Consider the following 16,014-nt stretch of genomic DNA (forward strand, 5'->3'; position numbering starts at 1 on the left):
CTATCTATACTCTGGGTATCTGTCAAAACAGACTTAACACAGCCGGCTTGAGCTGTGCACGACACAGGCCCTGGACGGGCCACATCTGGAGAGATCACCGCAATGTCAGCAATCGGACGAATTCACTCTTTTGAATCCTGCGGTACCGTGGACGGCCCCGGTATCCGTTTTATCACCTTCTTTCAGGGCTGCCTGATGCGCTGCCTTTACTGCCACAACCGCGACACCTGGGACACCCACGGTGGCAAAGAAGTGACGGTAGAAGAGCTGATGAAAGAAGTTGTTACCTATCGCCACTTCATGAATGCCTCGGGCGGCGGCGTTACCGCATCCGGCGGCGAAGCTATTCTGCAGGCCGAGTTCGTACGTGACTGGTTCCGCGCCTGCCGTAAAGAAGGGATTCATACCTGCCTGGACACCAACGGCTTTGTTCGCCGCTACGATCCGGTGATTGATGAGCTGCTGGAAGTCACCGACCTGGTAATGCTCGATCTCAAGCAGATGAACGACGAAATCCACCAAAACCTGGTGGGCGTGTCAAACCACCGCACGCTTGAATTTGCGCAATATCTGTCGAAAAAAGACATTAAAGTGTGGATCCGCTACGTTGTTGTACCGGGCTGGTCTGACGATGACGACTCTGCACATCGACTCGGGGAATTTACCCGCGATATGGGCAACGTTGAAAAAATCGAGCTGCTGCCGTACCACGAGCTGGGCAAACACAAGTGGGTGGCGATGGGCGAAGAATACAAGCTGGATGGCGTGCACCCGCCGAAGAAGGAAACGATGGAGCGGGTGAAAGGTATTCTGGAGCAGTACGGCCATAAAGTAATGTACTGATTCGAACCGTGCTCCCCTCTGTGGGAGCACGTATATTTTTCTTTCGGCTCGCTCACTTCTCAGCAGGGCCTCACATAGCTCAACCAGCCACAAACGCCCATGATATCGGGTCTATAGACGCGGCAAGCTGATTAAGCGTGAGCCACCGGGGTTGGATGATGGCCCGCCTTACGCAGCAGCATCATCAGGTAAACAAATGACACTGTGGCCATCATGATAAACAGCACGTTATCAGAGTAGTTTTGCATCAGCAGCGCAGTCACTGTCGGCCCAATTAAGCTCCCGATGGTGTAGCTCAGCAACAGCGCCTGATTCATCGCCACCAGCTGATGACGCTCAATCCTTTCGCAAGCCCAGGCCATCGCCACCGGGTAGAGCGTGAAACCAAAAGCCCCCAGAACGAATAGCGCAGGCCCCATGGCGGCGTTGCTGAGCATCGCCAGACAGCCGAGAATCACCACAAACACCTGCACACGCAGCACCAGCAGACGGCCATATTTGTCCGCCAGACGCCCCATAGGCCACTGACCAACAATACCCGCGCTGATCATCAGCGCCATCCAGAAACCAATACCGGAGTCGCTCACGCCCTGATGGTTCAAATACAACGGCATCAGACCATACAGAGAGCCGAGTACGATACCTGACATAATGCAGCCGTTCACGCCCAGTCGAGCCTGGCGCAGACGCAGCATCGGCCAGACCGGCGTGTTATCCCGATGTTCATCCCCATCGCTCACGATATGGGTAAACAGCAATGGTAGAATAGCGGCCAGCACCAGCGCGGTAGCCCAGGGCAGAACGTTCATCAGCTCAGTAGAAAGCTTGCTGACCATCAGTTGGCCGACCACCATCCCGATGTAGTAAACGGTCATATAAGCCGCCAGCAGACGGCCACGGTTGCGGGAAGTCCCGCTGCACATCAGGGCGCTTTCAACCACAACCCAAATCATGGCGCAGCCCACGCCGGCCACAAAGCGCCAGACCATCCAGCTCCAGAAACCAACCATCAGCCCGAGGCCAATACAGCCCACGGCAAAGATAATGGAGGCAAGATAGTAGCTGCGGTTAAACCCGTGGCGCTTAATCACCCATCCGGTAATCAATGTCCCGACCAGGTTGCCGGTAAAGTAGGCGGAGCCCACCATCCCGACCTGCCACGTAGGAAGATTATCGTGAGCCAGCCAAAGCGGGACGAGCGTGTTTAAAACCGCCATCGCCAGAGTCAGCAGCAAAAGCCCGCAAAGCAGGAGCAATACGGGACGGGTATAGGTGGTCATGGGTATCAAACCGTGAGGAAATCAGGAAATTTGTGCGCATCATGCCACCGGTAAATTGATTGTCAATCCAGCAATAATGGGGGGTATGGAGGGTTTGAGCGGGTACGATTTGAAAAACTTATCCTGCTAATAAGTGACCGGAGTCACGTAAATTGTATCTCGCTGTTTTTGATGCGATATAGCGGGAAGCAGGTCAAAATGAGCAATCAAAAATTTCATGGATATTCAGGTGAAATTTTCTTATGCGAGAAGATGAAAAAGCGCGCCCTCAGACGCGCTTATAACTCGATGAAATGTTAGCTCGCTATCGCCATACCAACCGTCATATGCAGCCCGTAGAAAACGCCGCGACCGATAAGTTCACCTGCAATCATCAAGACCATCGCCAGCGTCAGCAGACCGACGCCAGGCCGAGAGCCTTTCAGCTGCGGTACAATCCAGCCGACCAGAGCAATCACCAGCAGAACCATCCGCCCGGCCATCAGCGAACCGTACTCCGGCACCAGCGCAGATGCCTGTTGAATAGAGTTATGCAGCGTAGCCAGTTCCATCCCCTGCATCAGCACAACAACCATGCTAACCAGCAAAGCAAGCAGTGAGACGACAGGCAATATACGCATCCCCCAACCGCTAACCCCGGCTGCAGAAAGCAGCAAATAGCCCAGCAGTGGACCACCGATAAACATCGTCAGGAAGAAGCTCAGCGGCGTCCAGACGCTAAACCAGGTCGGAACTGTGTCAATCAGGTAAACCCGACTCATCATCCAGACAAATACCACGCCCAGAATCATGGTGATTACGACCCAGACTTTGCTGAGTGCCTGAGGCATTTTTCCGAGCACGGTCAAAAGCCACCAGAAACCACCCACCGCAAAGAATACCGATCCGCTGGCAATTTCATTGCTCAGCGCTGAACTGCCGAGGCGATTCAGGGAGTTGAACGCTCGCAGCGGCGAGCCGAGATGCAGAATTGAGGCAATAAAGCCGATGCCCATCAGGATCCATAGCACCACCATCAGCAATTCGGCGCGCTTGCGAACCGCCCTGTCCTTCACGCCATACAATAGCGCCAATGCCATAACGATAAACCCGCCCGCAACGCACTGGCCTAACACCGTAAAGACCATCAGCGGCCATTCATGCCATCCGTTTCCCATCTCACACCTCCTTCGGGTTGGCCAGATAACCGCTGGTATCCCCACTTGGGCGGCTGTTGGCGTTAGGTTTAATCACGATATTTGGTTTTGTGAAGTGCGATGCAGGCAGCGGCGCAATGGCGGCCTGAGTCCCGTACTTTTTGCGTAATTCGTCGACAGGTGCTAAATCCAGCGCTCGCAACGGGCAGGATTCCACACAAATCGGCTTTTTCCCCTCGGCAACGCGCTCATAACAGCCGTCGCACTTGGTCATGTGGCCTTTCTCTTCGTTGTACTGCGGCGCACCGTACGGACACGCCATATGGCAGTAGCGGCAGCCGATACAAACCTCTTCGTTCACCACCACAAACCCATCTTCCCGCTTGTGCATGGCGCCGCTCGGGCAGACCTTAGTACAGGCCGGATCTTCACAGTGGTTACAGGAGATAGAAAGGTAGTAGGCGAAAACATCCTGGTGGAAAACACCGTTATCTTCCTGCCAGTTACCGCCCGCATATTCATAAATGCGGCGATAGCTAACTTCCGGACTCAGGTTCTTAAAATCCTTGCACGCCAGTTCGCAGGTTTTGCAGCCGGTGCAGCGACTGGAGTCGATATAAAAGCCATATTGGGTTGTCATTTACTGCTCCTTACGCCTTTTCAACCTGGACCAGGTTACTGTGGGATGGATTGCCTTTTGCCAGCGGTGACGGGCGCTGGGTGGTCAGCACATTGATGCTGCCCCCGCGGTCGACTTTATTGACATCGGGGCTATACCAGGCGCCTTCCCCTAAGGCGACAACGCCAGGAATGATGCGTGGCGTCACTTTGGCGCTAATGCGGACTTCCCCGCGGTCGTTAAAAATACGGACTTCATCACCATTGGCGATGCCGCGCTGTTTTGCATCAAGCGGGTTGATCCACATCTCCTGGCGACAGGCAGCCTTCAGCACGTCAACGTTGCCATAGGTCGAGTGCGTCCGCGCTTTGTAATGGAAGCCGGTTAGCTGCAGCGTCCATTTTTCCGCCAGCGGATCGCCAACGTTCTCAAAACCAGCGCTATAAACCGGCAGCGGGTCGATGACATCCCCTTCCGGCAGTTCCCAGGTGGCGGCAATATCCGCAAGCTGAGCGGAATAGATCTCAATTTTCCCTGACGGCGTCGTTAATGGGTTGGCATGGGGATCTTCACGGAAGGCTTTGTAGGCGACGTGATGCCCTTCCGGGTCACGCTTTTTAAACATCCCCAATTGGCGGAACTCATCAAAGCTCGGCAGCTCAGGGATCGCTGCCTGAGATTGAACATACAGGTGACGCATCCAGCCTTCCTGCGTCCGTCCTTCCGTGAAACGCTGCTCCACACCCATACGCTTCGCCAGTTCGGTCGTCATTTCATAGATGGTTTTGCATTCAAAACGCGGCTTGATGGCCTGTTCAGCAAAAATCACATAAGACATGTTGCCGCAGGAAGCATCGAGGCAGAAATCCATCTGCTCAGAGGCCGTGCAATCCGGCAGAAGAATATCGGCGTATTTCGCAGAGGACGTCATATGGTTGTCGATTACCACGATCATTTCGCATTTTTTATCATCCTGCAGAATGTCGTGCGTGCGGTTGATCTGAGAATGCTGGTTAATCAGGCAATTCCCGGCATAGTTCCAGACCATTTTAATCGGTACATCCAGTTTCTCTTTACCACGCACGCCGTCGCGGGTGGCTGTCATCTGCGCGCCGCGTTCGATGGCATCGGTCCACATAAACATGGAAATACTGGTTTGAACCGGGTTTTCCAGCGTAGGCATTCGCACGAACGGCAGGCTATAAGAGCCTTCACGCGCCCCGCTGTTGCCCCCGTGAATACCGACGTTACCGGTCAGGATAGAAAGCATGGCGATTGCGCGGGAAACCAGCTCGCCGTTGGAGTGACGCTGCGGCCCCCACCCCTGGCTGATAAAGGCCGGTTTAGCACTGCCAATTTCCCGGGCAAGTTTGATAATACGATCGGTCGGAATACCGGTTATCTGCGAAGCCCATTCAGGCGTCTTGGCAATGCCGTCAGCTCCCTGACCCAGGATATAAGCTTTGTAGTGGCCATTGCGCGGCGCACCGGCCGGGAGCGTTTTTTCATCATAGCCCACGCAGTATTTGTCCAGAAAGGCCTGATCTACTAGGTTTTCGTCAATCATGACCCACGCCAGTGCGGAAATCAGCGCCGCATCGGTGCCAGGGCGAATAGGGATCCACTCGTCTTCCCGGCCTGCGCCGGTGTCGGTGTAACGTGGGTCAATAATGATCATTCGGGCATTAGACTTTTGGCGAGCCTGTTCGAGGTAATAAGTTACCCCGCCACCGCTCATCCTCGTTTCGCCCGGATTATTGCCGAACAGCACCACCAGCTTGCTGTTTTCAATATCGGATGGGCTGTTGCCGTCCGCCCAGCCGCCGTAGGTATAATTCAGACCGGCGGCAATCTGTGCGGTGGAATAGTCCCCGTAATGATTGAGGTAGCCCCCGCAGCAATTCATCAGGCGAGCAATCAGCGTGGAACCCGGCGGCCAGGAACGCGTCATGGTTCCACCCAGCGTACCGGTACCGTAGTTCAGATAAATAGCTTCGTTACCATGCTCTTTAATGATGCTCTGCATGCTGTGGGCAATGGTATCAAACGCTTCATCCCAGCTAATGCGCTCGAACTTCCCTTCTCCACGCGCGCCAACGCGTTTCATCGGGTATTTCAGGCGGTCAGCATTATAGACCCGTCGGCGCATAGAGCGACCACGCAGGCAGGCCCGAACCTGGTGTAAACCTTCATAATCGTCATCGCCGGTGTTATCGGTTTCGACATATTTAATTTCGCCATCCACCACGTGCATACGCAACGGGCAGCGGCTGCCACAGTTCACCGTACAGGCGCTCCAGACCACTTTTCCACTGCTACCGGGATTAACGGTTTGAGCGGCAAAAGTGAGCCGGGAGAAGGGGAGTGAGAAGGCGCTAGTTGCAGCAGCTAAACCACCGATTGCCGTGGTTTGGACCAGCTTACGACGGCTGACCTCTGCCGCGAGGATCGCGTTAGGGGTTTTATCAGTCATAGTGACCTACTTGTTTTGCTCACAGTTGAAATAAGCCGACAGCGGTCACGCGGGTTGAGAGCCCACATTCCGTTGCGCAGCTAAAGGGTGAAAGGGGTGTCCGGTATATTTTTATTGAAGGATTGACCTGGCCGCGTCACGCCTTGTGAAGCACGGCCGTCAAATGATGATTAGATGTAAGTTTTAATTGAACAATCATCACCCGCTTCCGGTGAGCAATAATACTTCTTTGGGAGTAGGGGTTATTGTCTGGTATCAAGAAAGGCGGTGTTGACGTAAAACCTCGGAATTAGGGTATAAAAAAAGCGCCCTTAGGCGCTTTTTCAATGCATCACAAACGGCGGATTACCCGATGTATTCCAGGCCATTCATGTAAGGACGCAGCACTTCTGGTACCTGAATGCGGCCATCAGCCTGCTGGTAGTTTTCCAGGACGGCGACCAGAGTACGGCCAACTGCCAGACCAGAACCGTTCAGGGTGTGAACCAGGCGAGTCTTCTTGTCTGCTTTACTGCGGCAGCGAGCCTGCAGGCGGCGAGCCTGGAAGTCCCAGCAGTTGGAACAGGAAGAGATCTCACGGTACGTATCCTGTGCCGGCAGCCAGACTTCCAGATCGTAAGTTTTGCGCGCACCGAAACCGATATCACCGCTGCAAAGCAGCACTTTACGGTATGGCAGCCCCAGCAGTTGCAGAACCTTCTCCGCGTGGCCGGTCATCTCTTCCAGCGCATCCATAGAGTCTTCAGGGCGAACTATCTGCACCATCTCAACTTTGTCGAACTGGTGCATACGAATCAGCCCGCGAGTATCACGGCCATAGGATCCCGCTTCAGAGCGGAAGCACGGCGTGTGCGCAGTCAGCTTCAGCGGCAGGGAATCTTCGTCGATGATCTCGTCGCGAACCAGGTTGGTCAGCGGCACTTCTGCGGTAGGGATCAGCGCATAGTTGCTGCTGTCCGCTTCTTCTTCCAGCGGACGAGTATGGAACAGGTCACCGCCAAATTTAGGCAACTGGCCGGTACCGTACAGCGTGTCCTGGTTAACCAGATACGGAACATAGTTTTCCATGTAACCGTGCTGCTCGGTGTGCAGATCCAGCATAAACTGGCTCAGCGCACGGTGCATACGCGCCACCTGCCCCTGCATGACTACAAAGCGGGAACCGGTGAGTTTAACCGCCGCAGCGAAGTCCAGGCCTTTTGCCATTTCGCCCAGGGTGACGTGATCGCGCACTTCGAAATCAAATTTACGCGGCTCGCCCCAGCGGCTGACTTCGACGTTTTCGCTGTCGTCTTTGCCCAATGGCACGCAGTCATCAGGAATGTTTGGCAATGTCAGCGAGATATCGCGAATTTCTGCCAGCAGAGAATCAAGCTCGTTTTTCGCTTCATCCAGCTCTTCACCCAGCTGGTTAACCTGCAGGCGCAGCGGCTCAATGTCTTCTCCGCGCGCTTTCGCCTGGCCGATGGATTTCGATCGCGAGTTACGTTCAGCCTGCAGATTTTCCGTTTTGACCTGCAGTACTTTACGACGCTCTTCCAGAGAGCGCAGCGTGTCTACATCCAGCTTAAAGCCCCGGCGTGCCAGTTTTTCAGCGACTGCGTCTGGCTCTGTACGCAGCAGATTGGGATCGAGCATGCTTATCCTGTGCTTATCGAATTGAATTTATAGGAGTGCGGCCACAGCCTGCGACCGCTTTGATAGTCTTGCTAACCTTACCGCAACGCCTGCATTAGCGGTAGCGTTTTGTGGGGCTTTTCTGATCCTGCTCGGTCAGCCAGGCTAGCTTTTCGCCAATCTTCCCTTCCAGACCTCTGTTGGTCGGCCGATAGTAGCGAGTTTGCGCCATTTCAGGTGGGAAATAGTCTTCCCCGGCGGCATAGGCATTGGGCTCGTCATGGGCGTAACGGTATTCCTGGCCATAGCCCATTTCTTTCATTAATTTCGTTGGGGCGTTACGCAGATGGACGGGCACGTCATAATCGGGGCGTTCGCGCGCATCCGCCATTGCAGCTTTGAACGCGGTATAAACGGCGTTGCTTTTCGGGGCGCAGGCCAGATAAACAATCGCCTGAGCAATAGCCCTCTCCCCTTCCGCTGGCCCTACGCGGGTGAAGCAATCCCAGGCGGCAATGGCCACCTGCATACCTCTGGGATCCGCGTTACCAACGTCTTCAGAGGCAATCGCCAGTAAGCGCCGCGCAACGTAGAGCGGATCGCCACCTGCGCTAATAATACGCGCGTACCAGTAAAGAGCGGCATCCGGGGCAGAACCGCGAATTGATTTATGTACCGCTGAAATCAGATCGTAAAAACGATCGCCTTTATTATCGAAACGCGCACTGCGTTCACCAGCAATCTCCGTTAGCAATTGGGTTTGCAAAATCCGGTTGCCGCTGGCGTCAACTTCAGCCATATCCGCCATCATTTCGAGCGTATTTAACGCCCGGCGCGCATCGCCGTTTACCAGCTCGGCAATGGCTTTACGCGTTTCGTCCGGCAGGATGATATTTTGCCCGCCGTAGCCCCTGGCTTTATCGTTCATCGCCTGATCGAGCACCAGCTCAATATCCGCCACGGTCAGTGATTTCAGTAGATACACGCGGGCACGGGAGAGCAGCGCCGAGTTGAGCTCAAAAGAAGGGTTTTCGGTTGTCGCACCAATAAAAGTAATGGTGCCGTCTTCGATATGCGGCAGGAAGGCATCCTGCTGGCTTTTGTTGAATCGGTGAACTTCGTCGACAAAAAGAATGGTGCGGCGCCCGGCATTGCGGTTCTGCCGCGCACGTTCGATGGCCTCACGAATATCTTTCACGCCTGAGGTTACCGCAGAAATACGTTCAACATCCGCGCTGGCATAGCGAGCAATCACTTCGGCGAGGGTTGTTTTACCGGTGCCCGGCGGCCCCCAAAGAATCATGGAATGCAGATGACCTACTTCAATGGCTCGGGGCAGCGGTTTTCCATCAGCCAGCAGATGCTGCTGGCCGATGTACTGCGCCAGATTTTCTGGCCGCATACGCGCGGCCAGCGGCTGGAAGGTATTCTCTGAAAAATCGAGCGACAGATTGCTCACTCAAGCCTCTACTTACGTTGGTCGTCCACCGTGACGCCTTTTGGCGGGGTGAACGTAAACTTACCGGCATCCACTGCGCCGTTTTGCTGAGCCTTCAAAGTATAGCTGCTGCGCTGGTCATCCTGCTCTACGGCGCTGAACTGATGGATAGTGCCGTCTCGGCCGACGTTGATGGTGAACTGCTTCAGGTTACCCGAGCTGCTTTTTGGCGTCAGCACAAAGTCATCGCCGTTCTGCTTAATGTTGTATTGCTTCCAGTCGCTGGACTGGTTGCGGGCAATCAGCATAAACGGCGTATTGCTGGTGGCGTCTTTTAGCCAGGTAGCCGTAACCTGCTCAACAAACGGGTTGTAGAACCACAGGGTTTTACCGTCGGAAACGAGGATGCTTTCATCGGGCTGAGTCATGTGCCAGTTGAACAGGTTTGGGCGCTTAACCCACAGATCGCCCTGGCCTTCCTGCACGGCAGCGCCGCTACCATCGGTGACTTTCTGGGTGAAGCTTGCGTGGAAGCTGCCAACTTTATCAAGGCGACCCTGCAAATCCCCGGCTGCGTCAGCCCAGGCTCCGGTTGCGGTCAGGCCGGCTAACAGCGCACAGGCAATTACGATTTTTTTCATTATGTTCCCTCTGGATTCATTGACCACCTGACGATGGCGCGTCTGCTGCTCACTCTAGTGAAGTCTTCGGCTACCGCAACAGAAGAATAAGCTGATTTTCCGGTAATTTACCCATCTTTGCAAAAAGAGCCGCAGGCGCGGCTCTTTTTTGCTCAATGGACTAGCGCTCGGCCGGATTACTCAAACTGAGGTGGCGCAAGAACCTCTCGGTTACCGTTATGCCCCTGTGGGCTCACGATCCCCTGCGCTTCCATCTGCTCCACTATTCTCGCGGCTCGGTTGTAGCCGATACGGAACTGGCGCTGCACGCCGGAGATAGATGCTTTGCGTTTCTCTACCACGAAAGCGACTGCCTGATCGAACAGCGGATCCAGCTCTTCGTCACCGTCCATCCCGCCGCCACCGCCGTCACCGCTGCCTTCATCATCGGTAATGCCGGTGATGTACTGCGGACGGCCACGTGCTTTCCAGTCCTGCACCACCGCATGCACTTCTTCATCACGCACAAAGGCACCGTGCACACGAATCGGCGTCGTGGAGTTTGGCGCGGAATAAAGCATATCCCCCATGCCGAGAAGTGATTCAGCGCCGCCCTGATCCAGGATTGTGCGTGAGTCAATCTTGCTCGACACCGTAAACGCGATACGGGTTGGGATGTTAGCTTTAATCAGGCCGGTAATGACGTCAACCGATGGACGCTGGGTTGCAAGAACAAGGTGAATACCTGCGGCGCGCGCTTTCTGTGCGAGGCGGGCGATCAGCTCTTCTACTTTTTTGCCTACCGTCATCATCAGGTCGGCAAATTCATCCACCAGCACCACGATATACGGCAGTTTCTCCAGCATCGGGTGGCTCACTTCCATGCTGTCACCAGGTTTCCAGAACGGGTCAGGGATTGGGCGCCCCATGCGCTCAGCTTCCAGCACGCGTTCGTTGTAGCCCGCAAGGTTTCGCACGCCCAGCGCGGACATCAGCTTATAGCGGCGCTCCATCTCGTTCACGCTCCAGCGCAGCGCATTCGCGGCGTCTTTCATATCCGTAACCACTTCGGTCAACAGATGTGGAATGCCTTCATACACCGACAGCTCAAGCATTTTCGGGTCGATCATAATGAAGCGAACATCTTCCGGCGTTGCTTTATACAACATGCTGATGATCATGGCGTTTACGCCAACCGACTTACCGGACCCCGTTGTACCGGCTACCAGCAAGTGAGGCATTTTCGCCAGGTCTGCAACGACAGGCTCACCGCCGATGTCTTTACCCAGAACCACGGTCAACGGAGAGCCGTTGTCGCGGAATTTAGCGCAGTCGAGCACTTCACGCAGATAAACGGTCTGGCGCTTTTTGTTAGGCAACTCAAGGCCCACGTAAGGTTTACCCGGAATAACCTCAACCACACGCACGGCGACGGTGGAGAGCGAACGCGCCAGGTCGCGGGAAAGGTTAGATATGCGGGCAGCCTTCACACCCGGAGCCAAATCCAGCTCGAAGCGGGTAATGACTGGGCCAGGGGAATAATCCACTACATCCGCTTTAATGCGGTAATCCGCCAGACGCGCTTCAACCAGGCGCGCCATCTGCTCCATTGCAAAGGTATCTACCGGTTCAACCTCAGTTGGAGGAGAAGTCAGTAGATCCAACGACGGCAGCGGCGTGGTCGGTTTCTGAAGCGGGCGATCGTCACCGTTGCGCATCAAGAACGGGTGGATCAGGCTCTCTTTTGGCTCTGGCGCAGCAGGCTGATGCTGAGCCGCCTGAGCATATTGAGAAGGCTGTGCCGCGGGTTGACTGTGCTGAACTGGCTGCGGGGCCGGTTCAAAGCTCGGGGTAAACAGCGGCTCGCTCGGCGTATCATCCACCAGTTCCTTCAACGATGACTGGAAATCAAAGTCGTCAAGAGAGAACGGCGCATTATTCTGCTGTGGTTGCTCGCTATAGCGCTGTTGCTGCTGTGCAGCAAACTGACGCGCAAGTTCTGCCTCTTCCGCCTCGGCCTGCTGTTCTTCAGACCAGCTTTCGTCTTCGTACTCTTCGCCATAGCGCTGCTGTTGCTGGGCCGCAAACTGGCGGGCCAGTTCGTGCTGCTGCAGCGCATCGCCTTCATCGCCGTAATTGTCTTCAGACTGCTGGTTCTCGGCGAGTCTCGCCTGCTCTTCTGCCATTCGCTGGGAAGGTAGTTTTATGCCATAGGACGCCAGTTCACGACGAGTCGGAACGCGTACCCGGTTTGGACGTGGCAGTTGAGGGCCAATACCTTCTTTTACCTGAGGACGTGGCGCATCGCTGGCGATACTGAACACGGGTGAAAATGCTGCCGCTGCAGCCCCAGTTTTTACTGCCTGCTGAATGCCAGATGCAGTCTGCGTTATATCCGGCACTGGCATTTCTGGTGCCAATAACGGCGTGGAAGCGGGCGCAGATGTCGGTATCAAAGGTTGAACCGGTTCCGGGCTAGCGGGTTTTACTGGCGCATAGTTGTAAGGATCAGGCTTTGGCTCATTGACTGGTTGGTACCACGCCGCAAGCTGTTCACGTTCCCGGGCTCGCTTCTCTTCCACTTCTTCAAAGTGGTACATCGGCGGACGAACGTATTTCACCTCTTCTACCGGCTCAGGCACGGACTGTGGTTCAACGGCTGGCTGAGCCACTGGCACAACGGGTTCAGACCAGCTTTGATGCGTCTCAGGCACAACCTGCTGTTGTATGCTTGCCGGGTGCGGCGACGTGTAATGATCCGGGGCAGGCGCAATAACCGGTTCTGGCGTGACCGTTGTCGGTGCCGGTTCCCAGGCAATCGCTGGGGCAGCATGCTCAGCGTCAACGGCAGGTGCCGGTGTTGATACTGGAGGCATTGAAGCAACCGGCGTTACCGGTGCAGCCCACGACTGGTGAACGGTTGTTGCCGCGGCAGCCGCTGCAATAGGCTCAACGGCAGAGTGTCCACTGAACAGCGGATCGTATTCCTGATCTTCTGGCAAAGTCGCTTTATGCCCGGAGAACAGCACATCGTTCGGATCCGCTTCTACACCACGAGCGCTGAACAACACATCGTCTTCAGCGTCATCCATACGCTTGCCGGAGAACAACGCCGCATCCGTTTTGCGACCATTAGGATTAGCAAACTTCTGCGATAAGCGCTGCTTACGCGCAAGCGCCCCGCGTAAAATACGCGCCCGGCGAGATTCGCGTTTCTCAGCAGAAACCCGCGGCGCTTCGTCTTCGTCATGCTCTTCTTCGTATTCGTCCTCATCCTGCCAGGTGTTATCCCGGCGGGTGCGGTTGCTGGCAAAAGTCAGCACGGTCAGCACCGCGCTGCCAAGTTTCTCAGCAATGCTGACCCAGGACCAGCCGGTGAACAGCGTCAGACCAGCAGCCCAAACGCAAAGCAGCGCAATTGTGCCGCCGCTGCTGTTCAACAGCGGCATCATAGCGGTGCTAAGCAAGCTGCCCAGCACGCCGCCCGAAGCGAAGTACCAAATATCGTCCGCATTGATGGCCGCCAGGCCACAAGAGGTCAGCACCATCGCAAGTACGCCGATCAGGCGCAGCGAAACGGCAAAATAATCGATGAATTCTTCACTGTCGCGCTGGCGCCAGGTGAACCAGCAGCCCCCGATGATAATCACCGGAATGGTGTATGCCATCACGCCAAAAATGAAGAACAGCGTATCAGCAAACCACGCTCCCGGCGCACCACCCAGATTATGGATGGGCTCATGCCACGCGGTTTGCGACCAGCTAGGGTCTGAGGGGTTAAAACTTAGCAAGGCAGCCATCAAATAGATGGCGAATAAGGCAACAAGGATCAGCAACGCCTCGAGTAAACGGCGCCCGCTGCTCAGTTTCCGCAATGTTACTTCTTTATCTTCGGTATATTCCTGGCTCAAGAAAGGCTCTCCAGGTCCTTAAACTCAATGGAGACAACAGCACCGGCGGCCTGCCGGAGCTGTTGCTGTATGGATTCCCAGGAGTGTAACCAAAATACGCCAATTTTGCACCTGGCCCGTATTAACGGGTCTTAATGACCAAACGGTTACTCTGTTTGACCTCTTCCATGACAACATAAGTACGGGTGTCGTTCACGCCCGGCAGACGCAGCAGGGTCTCACCTAAGAGTTTACGATACGCCGACATATCCGGCACGCGTGTTTTCAACAGGTAGTCGAAATCACCGGATACGAGATGACACTCTTGAATTTCTTCAAGTTTCTGCACTGCGGCGTTAAATTGCTCAAACACATCCGGGGCGCCACGATTCAGAGTAATCTCAACAAATACCAGCAGCGAGGCATCCAGATAATGCGGGTTTAACAGCGCCGTATAGCCCTGAATAAAACCCTGACGTTCCAGACGACGAACGCGCTCAAGGCACGGCGTCGGCGAAAGCCCAACACGCTTTGAAAGCTCAACGTTAGAAATGCGCCCATCCTTTTGCAATTCGTTGAGAATATTGCGATCGATACGGTCGAGATCTTTGCCCGGGCGCTTCTTGCTATCTACCATTATTATTGTCTCTCTCTATTCCTTCCTTCACCTGCCATAACCCTGGTGACGTCAATGTTCAGGGTGTACGTGAGAAGACCGATGCCTTGCGGCTGCTATCGACATCACGCATAGCGTCTGTCCACGTCATGCGTAAATTTCAATAACTCGGTAAATTTGCATCAGGTTTGCGCGAGAGCACGCGGCTTCCACATCACCAAATGTTTTTCTTCCTCGAATGTTTTCGCAAATGCTTAGGGGATTGTCAAAGCAAAACATCTATTTTTAGTGGAACGTGCCAGATATTCCTTTTGGCTGATGATTATTCATCATTTTCGCACCGTGATTACCGTGCTATTACAATGATTATTTATGCACATGACGGCGATATTCATTGGGCTTATAGGCAGCATCAATGACACACATCGTTAACAACATTGCTGCACTCTTTTTTTACTGCAACGAATTCCCTACAATCACCCCCATTGTCTGTAAACGTTCAATGAGGATCTCATGGGCACAGCTAAACACAGTAAGCTGCTTATTCTTGGCTCCGGCCCTGCGGGCTATACCGCAGCGGTCTACGCTGCACGCGCCAACTTAAAACCGGTTTTGATTACCGGGATGGAAAAAGGCGGTCAGCTGACCACCACAACCGAAGTCGAAAACTGGCCTGGCGATCCTAACGACCTGACCGGTCCGTTACTGATGGAACGTATGCACGAGCATGCGGCTAAGTTCGAAACTGAAATTCTGTTCGACCACATCACCAGCGTCGATCTGCAGAACCGTCCTTTCCGCCTGGTGGGCGACAGCGGCGAATACACCTGTGACGCGCTGATCATCGCGACTGGCGCATCTGCACGCTACCTTGGCCTGCCTTCCGAAGAAGCCTTCAAAGGCCGCGGCGTTTCTGCCTGCGCCACCTGTGACGGTTTCTTCTACCGCAACCAGAAAGTCGCGGTTATCGGCGGCGGGAATACCGCAGTTGAAGAAGCGCTTTATCTGGCAAACATCGCTTCAGAAGTGCATTTGATCCACCGTCGCGACAGCTTCCGCGCGGAGAAGATCCTGATTAACCGTCTGATGGATAAAGTGCAGAATGGCAACATTGTGCTGCACACCCATCGCACGCTGGAAGAAGTCACAGGCGATCAAATGGGCGTCAGCGGCCTTCGCCTGCGCGACACGCAAAACACCGATGTTACCGAAGAACTGGAAGTTGCAGGGCTGTTCGTGGCTATCGGTCATAGCCCGAACACCGCCATCTTCAACGGCCAGCTGGAGCTGGAAAACGGCTACATTAAAGTGCAGTCCGGTATTCACGGCAACGCTACCCAGACCAGTATTCCAGGCGTATTTGCCGCAGGCGATGTGATGGATCATATTTATCGTCAGGCCATCACCTCTGCCGGAACCGGCTGCATGGCCGCTCTGGACGCCGAGCGCTATCTCGACGGCCTGGCCGAACAGTGTAAATAA

At 54.7% G+C, this 16,014-nt stretch carries 11 protein-coding genes; 2 read left to right on the forward strand and 9 right to left on the reverse strand.

Features of this window, described 5'->3' with window-relative positions; translation table 11 throughout:
• Positions 1 to 102: 102 nt before the first annotated feature.
• Entirely contained in the window at positions 103 to 843 is a 741-nt protein-coding gene (gene pflA / locus WFN87_RS14480; protein WP_008461164.1) for a pyruvate formate lyase 1-activating protein, read from the forward strand.
• Positions 844 to 974: 131 nt separating this feature from the next.
• Here the strand turns inward: pflA and WFN87_RS14485 are convergent, their stop codons facing one another.
• The 9 genes from WFN87_RS14485 to lrp all read right to left on the reverse strand — a co-directional run bounded on the left by WFN87_RS14485 (position 975) and on the right by lrp (position 14,553).
• Positions 975 to 2,123, reverse strand: coding sequence for an MFS transporter (locus WFN87_RS14485; RefSeq protein ID WP_336983277.1), 1,149 nt, complete (start codon positions 2,121 to 2,123; stop codon positions 975 to 977).
• Between the two features lie 296 nt (positions 2,124 to 2,419).
• Positions 2,420 to 3,280 carry a dimethyl sulfoxide reductase anchor subunit family protein gene (locus tag WFN87_RS14490; RefSeq protein ID WP_336983278.1) on the reverse strand — a complete coding sequence of 287 codons (861 nt, stop codon included), beginning with the start codon at positions 3,278 to 3,280 and terminating at the stop codon, positions 2,420 to 2,422.
• Position 3,281: 1 nt separating this feature from the next.
• Positions 3,282 to 3,899, reverse strand: a complete 618-nt coding sequence (locus WFN87_RS14495; protein WP_008461158.1) for a DMSO/selenate family reductase complex B subunit — start codon at positions 3,897 to 3,899, stop codon at positions 3,282 to 3,284.
• Positions 3,900 to 3,909: 10 nt separating this feature from the next.
• Positions 3,910 to 6,351, reverse strand: coding sequence for a dimethylsulfoxide reductase subunit A (dmsA, locus tag WFN87_RS14500; RefSeq protein WP_336983279.1), 2,442 nt, complete (start codon positions 6,349 to 6,351; stop codon positions 3,910 to 3,912).
• Positions 6,352 to 6,696: 345 nt separating this feature from the next.
• Entirely contained in the window at positions 6,697 to 7,989 is a 1,293-nt protein-coding gene (gene serS, locus WFN87_RS14505) for a serine--tRNA ligase (RefSeq protein ID WP_336708502.1), read from the reverse strand.
• 94 nt (positions 7,990 to 8,083) lie between these two features.
• Positions 8,084 to 9,427 (reverse strand): replication-associated recombination protein A, encoded by a 1,344-nt coding sequence (locus WFN87_RS14510; protein WP_336983280.1) that lies wholly within the window; start codon positions 9,425 to 9,427, stop codon positions 8,084 to 8,086.
• A gap of 8 nt (positions 9,428 to 9,435) precedes the next feature.
• Positions 9,436 to 10,047: an outer membrane lipoprotein chaperone LolA gene (gene lolA, locus WFN87_RS14515; RefSeq protein WP_166995483.1), complete on the reverse strand. Its 612-nt coding sequence runs from the start codon at positions 10,045 to 10,047 to the stop codon at positions 9,436 to 9,438.
• Positions 10,048 to 10,223: 176 nt separating this feature from the next.
• Positions 10,224 to 13,937 carry a DNA translocase FtsK 4TM domain-containing protein gene (locus WFN87_RS14520; protein ID WP_336983281.1) on the reverse strand — a complete coding sequence of 1,238 codons (3,714 nt, stop codon included), beginning with the start codon at positions 13,935 to 13,937 and terminating at the stop codon, positions 10,224 to 10,226.
• Between the two features lie 121 nt (positions 13,938 to 14,058).
• Positions 14,059 to 14,553: a leucine-responsive transcriptional regulator Lrp gene (gene lrp / locus WFN87_RS14525; protein WP_000228469.1), complete on the reverse strand. Its 495-nt coding sequence runs from the start codon at positions 14,551 to 14,553 to the stop codon at positions 14,059 to 14,061.
• Positions 14,554 to 15,045: 492 nt separating this feature from the next.
• Between lrp and trxB the strand changes: the two genes are divergently transcribed.
• A complete protein-coding gene (gene trxB / locus WFN87_RS14530) occupies positions 15,046 to 16,014 on the forward strand; it encodes a thioredoxin-disulfide reductase (protein WP_336817855.1) in 969 nt (322 codons plus the stop codon).

The organism is Cedecea sp. AS113, assembly GCF_037152415.1.
Classification (GTDB): domain Bacteria; phylum Pseudomonadota; class Gammaproteobacteria; order Enterobacterales; family Enterobacteriaceae; genus Cedecea.

What these genes read in the sequence shown, in the direction of transcription:
- WFN87_RS14495 (WP_008461158.1), bottom strand. Translation starts at nt 3,899, where the DNA reads ATGACAACCCAATATGGCTTTTATATCGACTCCAGTCGCTGCACCGGC.
- serS (WP_336708502.1), bottom strand. Translation starts at nt 7,989, where the DNA reads ATGCTCGATCCCAATCTGCTGCGTACAGAGCCAGACGCAGTCGCTGAA.
- dmsA (WP_336983279.1), bottom strand. Translation starts at nt 6,351, where the DNA reads ATGACTGATAAAACCCCTAACGCGATCCTCGCGGCAGAGGTCAGCCGT.
- lolA (WP_166995483.1), bottom strand. Translation starts at nt 10,047, where the DNA reads ATGAAAAAAATCGTAATTGCCTGTGCGCTGTTAGCCGGCCTGACCGCA.
- trxB (WP_336817855.1), top strand. Translation starts at nt 15,046, where the DNA reads ATGGGCACAGCTAAACACAGTAAGCTGCTTATTCTTGGCTCCGGCCCT.
- pflA (WP_008461164.1), top strand. Translation starts at nt 103, where the DNA reads ATGTCAGCAATCGGACGAATTCACTCTTTTGAATCCTGCGGTACCGTG.
- WFN87_RS14490 (WP_336983278.1), bottom strand. Translation starts at nt 3,280, where the DNA reads ATGGGAAACGGATGGCATGAATGGCCGCTGATGGTCTTTACGGTGTTA.
- WFN87_RS14485 (WP_336983277.1), bottom strand. Translation starts at nt 2,123, where the DNA reads ATGACCACCTATACCCGTCCCGTATTGCTCCTGCTTTGCGGGCTTTTG.
- lrp (WP_000228469.1), bottom strand. Translation starts at nt 14,553, where the DNA reads ATGGTAGATAGCAAGAAGCGCCCGGGCAAAGATCTCGACCGTATCGAT.